Source organism: uncultured Photobacterium sp., assembly GCF_947039875.1.
Lineage (GTDB): Bacteria > Pseudomonadota > Gammaproteobacteria > Enterobacterales > Vibrionaceae > Photobacterium.
This window is the reverse complement of the sequence record NZ_CAMRAN010000011.1, coordinates 81,495-89,758: the sequence shown is the minus strand read 5'-3', so window position 1 is coordinate 89,758 and position 8,264 is coordinate 81,495. Positions and strand designations below refer to the sequence as shown.

Genomic DNA, 8,264 nt, shown 5'->3' with positions numbered 1-8,264 from the left:
GCTAATAGTAGATTCCCTATCTCGTTCGTAACCTCACTGTAGGGAATGACGCGGGGGAGGTTCAGTGGTTAGGTAACGCTTGGATCACATAGCACTTGAATCACACATGGCGCTTAGATTAAATGACGCTTGTAATGCGCTTACAGATCTAAATATGTGAGTAGTTTGGTAGTTTGGTAGTTTGGTAGTTTGGTAGTTTGGTAGTTTGGTAGTTTGACGATTATAACGAAGTATTTATTATTGATAGTAATAAAAAGAACAAAACAATAATATTGAACTACACTGTAAAGAGTGAACTAGAATGTAACTATTTGATAGGAAAGGGATTTGCTAAACGCTAGATGGGTTGTGAGCGTAACAAGCTTCTAGGGGATTTATGACAACTTTTGGTAACAAGCAGATGGGTGGAAGCCCCCACCAGCCACATCCCGGCACACACGACGCCTGCTGCGGTTGCTCCCTTCCGGGCCTGGCCGAGTTCACAGGTTAGTGTTGCGGGAGGACCAATTGGGGCCTCCATAGATTCTTTGTCTCTTTCGAGAACGGAAAGGATTATCTATTAACCTCACCAACAATGCAAGCCGTTATCTTATCCTTTTGTTTAACTGCTGTTTATTTACTCGAATTTAAACAAAATAGTAATAAAGTCAACCTATTGCCCGCGAGATAAGATTATTCATCCTCTTCTTCAGGATCATCTAATAGTGATTCACCTAACAAGCCTCCGCCTAATATTAATAACCATGAGACTAAAATCGGGTTCGCAACACTAAATTGCGGCAACACCACTAACGTCGTAAACCCTATTGCAGGTAATACACAGGCTAAACGTGGGATCCAATCTTGATGTTTTACTTTAACAAGGCTTTGTAACGCGGCAATTAACCCTGTAACACACAAGCCAACCAAAGCTGCAGCTCCCATACCACCTATCCATAGTGGTAATACGGCTAATAATGGCCACCATGTGTTACCGGCAATAGGACGCCAACAGCGGGCGGCATACCAAATAACACCAATAGCTATAATTTGCACTAAGGTTGCACTGATACTGCCCTCTAGCTTGCCTTCTCCTTGCAATGCCATTAAGCCAACATTCATTGAGAGTGCAATTGAGATCATCAATGCGCCAAGCTGCCAACAGCCTTTGGTGGAGATACAAATCATCAGAATAGGTAGCATCATAAATAAACTGATTGATAATGCTAACGGTTGTTCAGGTAACATTGCACCGTAGGCACCTAAACCACAGAGCAATAGCCAACCTGCAACACCGCTTTGTGGTAATAGCCACAGAGCAGGAATAGCAAGTGCTAACACGGGCAACTCTCCCGCAGTTTGACCGAGAGCACTGACACCTAATACCGTTAAAATTAAGGTAACGGTAACCAATGAAGCAGCATACAACATGGCAACACCTCCTTGCGTTATCCTGTTGTCTAAAAAAATAGAACCGCTATTATTTATCAAGCGCATCATTTAACGGCTACTTATTAAATATGGACGACTTTTGCAATCAAATCTATAGCCAAGTCTATCAAATTCCATTTGGACAGGTTTCTACGTATGGCGATATTGCTAAATTTGCAGGTTTTCCTAGGTATGCTCGTCATGTCGGACGCTTAATGGCGACCTTACCAGAAGGCTCAAAAATACCTTGGCATCGTGTTATTAATAGCCAAGGCCGGATTTCATTAAAAGATGATGCACTATTAAGACAGATAGCGGCAGTACGAGCAGAAAACATTGTTGTCTCTGACACTGGGCGAATATCACTACGCTATTATCGATGGCAAGGGCACTCATAGGCATATTGGCAGCGGCGCTAAATCAGCATACCATTCCCTTAGTTTTTATTTTTCAGGATGTACCATGAGCAAGCAATTAGATGAACTACTAACTTTATTACAATTAGAGCAAATTGAACGTGAACTCTTTCGAGGCCAAAGTGAACATTTAGGTTTACCGCAAGTATATGGCGGCCAAGTTATTGGCCAATCTTTATCAGCAGCACAACAAACTGTAGCTCCCGAGCGTCATTTACACTCATTTCATAGTTACTTTCTTTTACCTGGTAATCCAGAAAAGCCGATTATTTATGATGTAGAAACCCTTCGTGATGGCAAAAGTTTTAGTACTCGCCGTGTAAAAGCGATTCAAAATGGCCGTCCTATTTTTTACTTAACCGCTTCTTATCAGCCAGATGAACAAGGGTTTGAGCATCAGTCTACAATGCCAAACGTAACGGGGCCTGAAAACTTAGCCTCGGAAAGTGAGTTAGTTGAATCAATCGCACAATATTTACCCCCCAAAATTGTTGAGACTTTTGGTAATCAACGCCCGATTGAAGTTCGCCCAGTAACAGTAGTGAATCCTTTAAAACCAACAATTGAAGAGCCAAAGCAATATTTATGGATCAAAACCAATGGTGAAATGCCTCATGAATTAAGTATTCATCAATATATGCTAGCTTATGCATCTGATTGGGGCTTTTTAACCACATCGTTACACCCACACGGCGTCACACTCTTTAGTCCTAATATGCAGGTAGCCACTATTGACCATTCAATGTGGTTCCACCGTCCATTTAAAGTTGATGAATGGTTACTGTATGTAATTGATAGCCCATCAGCCAGTGGTGCACGTGGCATTGTGCGTGGTGAAATTTATAATCAGCAAGGACAACTTGTTGCATCAGCAGTTCAGGAAGGATTGATTCGTCAGCGCTAACTAAAGCACGGCATAAAAATAACCCCGAGCCACTATTTCTTTATGACTCGGGTTTATTTTTAGTATTATCGTACAGTTAAACCGGTAATGCGGTTGTGTATTTAAGTGGTTCCATTGCAAAGGTGGACGTCACATTAGTAAGATCAGAAACAGATGCCACTAATTTTTTATAAAGGTTATCAAAAGCTTGCATATCAGCGACTTGAACCTTCATCATATAATCATATTCCCCAGCCATTCGATAAAACTCCATCACTTCAGGAAATTCTGTGACCGTTGAAACAAAATGATTAAACCAATCTTGTGAGTGATTACTGGTCTTAATTTGTACAAATGCCGTAAAGGCGATACCTAATTTTACAGGATCAAGCAATGCCACTCGTTGGCGTAAAATACCGTCTTCTTCAAGACGCTTCAATCGTTTCCAACATGGGGTGGTTGTTAAATTCACAGCGTCCGCAAGTTCTGCCAACGGCATGGTCGCATCATCTTGCAATAAACGTAATAACGTTCTATCAACACTATCTAAAACTGCCATTAATGCCACCAAGTAGGATAAAAGGGTAAATACTTCCTAAAAAATACCTTTTATTCATCGAAGAGGCAAAAAAATTACAAATAATAACGATCGCTACCACTATATTTATGTAATCTCATAATAGACAAGGATGCGTTTTAAAACTACAGTGGCGCTCTCGTTGAAAAACATCGACAGCAATAAAATTTAATTCCCGCAAAACACAAAAAATAGAATCAGATATTATTTATATTCTAAATAATAGCGTTAATTTTCGCCCAGCACTCAATAAAGAAGATTTTTTATCACTCTTGTTTACTATATACCCAAGTTGCATCAAGGGAGTTGATTAAGTAAACATTCGATGGATTCGAATTAAGCAAAAAGGTAATACAATGAATAAGACTGTAAATACCGCACCAGAACAAAATGCTTGGATCAGCAACTCAATCAAAGCCATTGAAGCAGACTATCAACGTTCTGCCGATACCCATTTGATTAAGCTCGATATGCCTAGTCTTACAGGTATCGATATCTATTTAAAAGATGAAAGTACTCACCCAACGGGAAGTCTAAAACATCGATTAGCTCGTTCATTATTTTTATATGCTCTCTGTAATGGTTGGATAAACCAAAATACGACGGTGATTGAATCATCATCAGGAAGCACTGCGGTATCAGAAGCCTACTTTGCACGCCTACTCGGGTTGCCGTTTATTGCCGTCGTACCACGCAAAACAGCACGTAAGAAAATTGAACAAATTGAATTTTACGGCGGAAAAGCCCACTTTGTTGACTCATCGGCCTCTATTTATGAAGAATCTCGTCGCCTAGCCAAAGAATTAAATGGCCATTATATGGATCAATTTACTTACGCGGAACGGGCAACAGATTGGCGTGGTAATAACAACATTGCTGATAGTATTTTTAACCAAATGAAATTTGAGCGATTTCCAATTCCTAGCTGGATAGTAATGAGTCCAGGTACCGGTGGTACATCAGCCACAATTGGTCGCTATATTCGTTACCAGATTCATCCAACTCAATTGTGTGTAGTTGATCCAGAAAACTCTGTCTTCTATGACTATTTCATGGAACGCGATGCCACGATTACGTCACAAGCAGGAAGCCGTATTGAAGGAATCGGACGACCACGGGTTGAGCCAAGTTTTATTCCAAATGTTATTAACGAAATGCGCAAAATTCCTGATGCCGCAAGCGTAGCAACCGTTCACTGGCTAGAACATATTATTGGCCGTAAAGCAGGAGCATCAACAGGTACTAATCTTTATGGCGTTCTGCAATTAGCAACGGAAATGAAACAGCGCGGTGAGACAGGTTCAATTGTAACCTTGTTATGTGACAGCGGTGAACGTTACTTAGACACCTATTATAACGACAACTGGATCACCACCAATATTGGCGATATCAATCCACACCTAGCTCAATTGCAGCACTTACAACAAACGGGTGAGTGGTCACAGTATAACGAATAAAGAACAGCCCCTTGGGTTGGTTAGCTACAGCGCCAACCCCCCTATTTCTATTTACACTCTGTATTTTTGTGTCTTTAAGCAAATACGGATAAAGCTAATTGTGCTCTGCATTTTTATCTATTAGGTTTATATGGATACCGTATCATGCTTCTTTTATGCCGTACGCTTTGTACGGCTTTTTATCGGTGCTATTTGTCATCGCTACTTTTCTATCACCTTCAGCTGAGTTAGCATATCCTCATGCTAATGAAATCATCATTAGACTATTATTGTACCGACTGTTTCTCGGTAATCACTCACAAAGGATAATTCATCATGGCAAAAGCCGTAGTTGTTTTCAGTGGCGGTCAAGATTCGACCACGTGTCTCATTCAAGCATTAGCGCACTACGATGAAGTGCACTGTATTACGTTTGATTATGGTCAACGCCACAAACTAGAGGTTGAAATTGCAGAGCACATTGCCAAAGATCTTGGTGTTGCGGCGCATAAAGTCATGGATGTCAGCTTAATTGGTGAGCTTGCAATCAGTTCATTAACCCGCGATAGCATTCCTGTTTCTCATGAATTACAAGCCAATGGTTTACCTAATTCATTTGTACCTGGGCGTAACATTTTATTTTTAACCTTAGCGGGTATTTATGCCTACCAAATTGGTGCTGAAGCGGTGATCACTGGCGTTTGTGAAACGGATTTCTCTGGCTACCCTGATTGCCGTGATGAATTTGTGCGTTCACTTAACCACTCATTAGTGCTAGGTATGGATCGTCAATTTAAAATTGAAACGCCATTAATGTGGCTCAATAAAGCTGAGACATGGGCGCTTGCAGATCAATATGGCAAACTCGATTATATTCGCGAACAAACATTAACTTGTTACAACGGTATTATCGGTGATGGCTGTGGTGACTGCCCATCTTGCGATTTACGTCGTGCAGGCTTAGAAGATTACTTACAGCATCAAGCGGCGGTTATGGCAACATTAAAAGCCAAGCAAGCACAACATAAAGCGTAATCATTATCGCCTTGATTTAAATAGCGAATAATACAAAAAGCCGACATCAATACGATTGATGTCGGCTTTTTTTGTTGCGTTGTTTTGATGCTAATTAATCGCGGTAAAGTGCAAAATCTGCCGCACAATCAACAAGCTGCTCACGAGTTAGCATGAACACACCGTGACCACCATTAGCAAACTCTAACCACAAGAATGGAATATGCGGATATTGCTCTTCCATGTGGATCATTGAATTACCCACTTCACAAATCAAAATACCGTCGTCTTTAAGGTAATCTGGTGCGTTAGCAAGGATACGACGAACCAGTTTAAGACCATCACTACCCGCAGCTAATCCTAGCTCTGGTTCATGACGGAATTCTTCCGGTAGGCTGTCCATATCTTCTTGGTCAACATACGGTGGATTGGTCACGATAAGATCGTATTTATCTTTTGGTATATCACGTAAAAGATCAGAACGAAGCGGAATCACTTGCTGCTCTAGACCATGATCCGTTATATTCTGCTCAGCAACAGCTAACGCATCTGTCGAAATATCAACGATATCGACTTCGGCTTCAGGAAACATGTGCGCACAAGCTATACCGATACAGCCACTGCCCGTACACAGATCCATGATGCGTGTTGGTTCTTGTTGTAAAAATGGTTCAAAACGGTTTTCAATGAGCTCACCAATTGGTGATCGTGGTACTAATACACGTTCATCAACGAAGAACTCCATACCGCAAAAGTAGGCAACATTCGTTAAGTATGATACGGGTGTACGATCATTGATTCGACGCATAACACGCTCAACAATACGATGACGCTCACTGCTGGTTAAACGCGAGTTACGTACTTCTGGTGGAACATCCAACGGTAAGTAAACTGTCGGTAACACCAATTGCACGGCTTCATCCCATGCATTGTCTGTACCATGACCGTAAAATAGGCCAGCAGCATTAAAACGGCTTACCGTCCAACGTAGCATGTCCTGCAATGTGTGAAGTTCGCTGACAGCTTCGTCGACAAAAATCTTATCCAAAATAGCCTCCGATAAACGCTACAATACCACTATATAATTGTTGGAATTTTATTATGAGTAACAAAAATTCACCGCTTGAAGATGATTTTGACCTCTTCAAGGCAGAGGTAAAAGGCGTAAAAAAGTTCACGCATGATACCATAATCACGCCGCGTCAACAGAACTCAAAAGCAGATAAAACAAAAGTGATGGGCAAAGAGACCCAAAATCATGAGTTTTATTTCTCAGATGAGTTTGAACCCCATCTTAGCGACACTGGCCCTACCCAATATGCGCGAACTGGAGTATCTAAGTATGAAGTAAAAAAATTACGTCGCGGTGTTTATGTACCTGACATTTATCTTGATATGCATGGAATGACACAACAAGAAGCAAAGCGAGAATTAGCCGCGATGATTGCAGCGTGTATCAAAGAACACGTGTCATGTGCCTGTGTTATGCACGGCATAGGAAAATATATACTGAAACAAAAAGCACCGATGTGGTTGGCACAACATCCTGATGTGATGGCTTTTCACCAAGCACCGTTAGAATTTGGTGGCGCGGGCGCATTGTTAGTTTTAATTGATATACCTGAGCGCTAATACCGTGGCTTTACCATATGGCCAACTTTAACGACTTTCCCTCGGTTAAATAACGTCACTTCTCCTGTCTCACAGACTTTAAGGCGTTTTTTAACTGCGGTTTCAACGTAAAAATATTCGCAATCATCATTGCGGGCACTATCAATACGCGCAAAAATGACCAATGGCGGAGCACCAACTTCATTAGAATAATTGGCAAAAGTTAAGCTACTGCCTGTTTGTGAAATATGCATGCCTTCGGTTTGACCATCAGACCATTTCACCATACCGTTAGCAGAAAGATGAACAGGCTCACTAACACTGCATCCAGTCATCAACAAGGCACTAGTCAGTGCCCAAATATCACACTTCGTCATGATCATTTATTACCTATTATTTATGTGGTTGCTGTTGCCACAACAATTTGCTTTGCCCTGATTGCGGATCATAATCAATCGCTGCAATCGCAGAAGTTAAAAACATAGGTGGTTGTAATCCAGGCACCAACTCAGCGGTTAAATAACCCACTAATGGCAAATGTGAAATCAGTAATAACGATTGTGGTTGCTCTGTTTCAATGGTCGCTTTAATAAAGTCTGCAACCGTTTCTGCATCACCATAAGGAGTAATATCTTCAACACTACCAACTTTGGTCGCGGTAGGTAAGCTCTTCACCATGGCTTGCCATGTTTGCTGGGCACGTAAGTAAGGGCTAACCCATACTTGATCTAATTCACCATTCAAATGTGATACTAATAATGTTGCCATTTGCTGTGATTGTGCAATGCCACGCGCCGTTAATGGACGTTCAGCATCACTCGCTGCAAAATTTTCGGCTTCACCGTGACGCATAATATAAATTTGCATAGATATTTCGATAACCTCAGTTAAACAATCGCAGATCCTACTCACATCAT

General features: G+C 41.2%; 10 protein-coding genes and 1 other RNA gene. 5 read left to right on the top strand and 6 right to left on the bottom strand.

Annotated features, from left to right (window positions below; translation table 11 throughout):
- Nucleotides 1–412: 412 nt before the first annotated feature.
- Both ffs and Q0V26_RS06135 read right to left on the bottom strand, forming a co-directional pair.
- An RNA gene (ffs, locus tag Q0V26_RS06140) (signal recognition particle sRNA small type) lies at nucleotides 413–509 on the bottom strand.
- 163 nt (nucleotides 510–672) lie between these two features.
- On the bottom strand, nucleotides 673–1,410 hold the full coding sequence (locus Q0V26_RS06135; RefSeq protein ID WP_297479336.1) for a hypothetical protein: 738 nt from the start codon (nucleotides 1,408–1,410) through the stop codon (nucleotides 673–675).
- An 89-nt stretch (nucleotides 1,411–1,499) separates the two neighbouring features.
- Here Q0V26_RS06135 and Q0V26_RS06130 point away from each other — a divergent pair, with 89 nt between their 5' ends.
- Nucleotides 1,500–1,808 carry an MGMT family protein gene (locus Q0V26_RS06130; RefSeq protein ID WP_297479334.1) on the top strand — a complete coding sequence of 103 codons (309 nt, stop codon included), beginning with the start codon at nucleotides 1,500–1,502 and terminating at the stop codon, nucleotides 1,806–1,808.
- A gap of 64 nt (nucleotides 1,809–1,872) precedes the next feature.
- A complete protein-coding gene (gene tesB, locus Q0V26_RS06125) occupies nucleotides 1,873–2,730 on the top strand; it encodes an acyl-CoA thioesterase II (RefSeq protein ID WP_297479331.1) in 858 nt (285 codons plus the stop codon).
- Between the two features lie 76 nt (nucleotides 2,731–2,806).
- Here tesB and Q0V26_RS06120 read toward each other — a convergent pair whose 3' ends face one another.
- Nucleotides 2,807–3,268 (bottom strand): Lrp/AsnC family transcriptional regulator, encoded by a 462-nt coding sequence (locus Q0V26_RS06120; RefSeq protein WP_297479328.1) that lies wholly within the window; start codon nucleotides 3,266–3,268, stop codon nucleotides 2,807–2,809.
- 374 nt (nucleotides 3,269–3,642) lie between these two features.
- Between Q0V26_RS06120 and Q0V26_RS06115 the strand changes: the two genes are divergently transcribed.
- Both Q0V26_RS06115 and queC read left to right on the top strand, forming a co-directional pair.
- A complete protein-coding gene (locus Q0V26_RS06115) occupies nucleotides 3,643–4,743 on the top strand; it encodes a PLP-dependent cysteine synthase family protein (protein WP_297479325.1) in 1,101 nt (366 codons plus the stop codon).
- Nucleotides 4,744–5,058: 315 nt separating this feature from the next.
- On the top strand, nucleotides 5,059–5,757 hold the full coding sequence (queC, locus tag Q0V26_RS06110; RefSeq protein ID WP_297479323.1) for a 7-cyano-7-deazaguanine synthase QueC: 699 nt from the start codon (nucleotides 5,059–5,061) through the stop codon (nucleotides 5,755–5,757).
- A gap of 94 nt (nucleotides 5,758–5,851) precedes the next feature.
- Here queC and prmB read toward each other — a convergent pair whose 3' ends face one another.
- Entirely contained in the window at nucleotides 5,852–6,784 is a 933-nt protein-coding gene (gene prmB, locus Q0V26_RS06105) for a 50S ribosomal protein L3 N(5)-glutamine methyltransferase (RefSeq protein ID WP_080156910.1), read from the bottom strand.
- A gap of 53 nt (nucleotides 6,785–6,837) precedes the next feature.
- Between prmB and smrB the strand changes: the two genes are divergently transcribed.
- On the top strand, nucleotides 6,838–7,368 hold the full coding sequence (smrB, locus tag Q0V26_RS06100) for an endonuclease SmrB (RefSeq protein WP_297479319.1): 531 nt from the start codon (nucleotides 6,838–6,840) through the stop codon (nucleotides 7,366–7,368).
- Here smrB and Q0V26_RS06095 read toward each other — a convergent pair.
- The gene (locus Q0V26_RS06095; RefSeq protein ID WP_297479316.1) at nucleotides 7,365–7,724 is read right to left on the bottom strand and encodes a hypothetical protein; all 360 of its coding nucleotides are present in this window, start codon (nucleotides 7,722–7,724) and stop codon (nucleotides 7,365–7,367) included. The two genes, smrB and Q0V26_RS06095, sit on opposite strands and share 4 nt — an antisense overlap.
- A 16-nt stretch (nucleotides 7,725–7,740) precedes the next feature.
- Nucleotides 7,741–8,214, bottom strand: coding sequence for a phosphohistidine phosphatase SixA (gene sixA, locus Q0V26_RS06090; RefSeq protein WP_297479313.1), 474 nt, complete (start codon nucleotides 8,212–8,214; stop codon nucleotides 7,741–7,743).
- Nucleotides 8,215–8,264 lie beyond the last annotated feature (50 nt).

Coding starts and splice junctions, on each gene's coding strand:
- Q0V26_RS06135 (WP_297479336.1), bottom strand. CDS start 1,410: ATGTTGTATGCTGCTTCATTGGTTACCGTTACCTTAATTTTAACGGTA.
- Q0V26_RS06130 (WP_297479334.1), top strand. CDS start 1,500: ATGGACGACTTTTGCAATCAAATCTATAGCCAAGTCTATCAAATTCCA.
- tesB (WP_297479331.1), top strand. CDS start 1,873: ATGAGCAAGCAATTAGATGAACTACTAACTTTATTACAATTAGAGCAA.
- Q0V26_RS06120 (WP_297479328.1), bottom strand. CDS start 3,268: ATGGCAGTTTTAGATAGTGTTGATAGAACGTTATTACGTTTATTGCAA.
- Q0V26_RS06115 (WP_297479325.1), top strand. CDS start 3,643: ATGAATAAGACTGTAAATACCGCACCAGAACAAAATGCTTGGATCAGC.
- queC (WP_297479323.1), top strand. CDS start 5,059: ATGGCAAAAGCCGTAGTTGTTTTCAGTGGCGGTCAAGATTCGACCACG.
- smrB (WP_297479319.1), top strand. CDS start 6,838: ATGAGTAACAAAAATTCACCGCTTGAAGATGATTTTGACCTCTTCAAG.
- Q0V26_RS06095 (WP_297479316.1), bottom strand. CDS start 7,724: ATGACGAAGTGTGATATTTGGGCACTGACTAGTGCCTTGTTGATGACT.
- sixA (WP_297479313.1), bottom strand. CDS start 8,214: ATGCAAATTTATATTATGCGTCACGGTGAAGCCGAAAATTTTGCAGCG.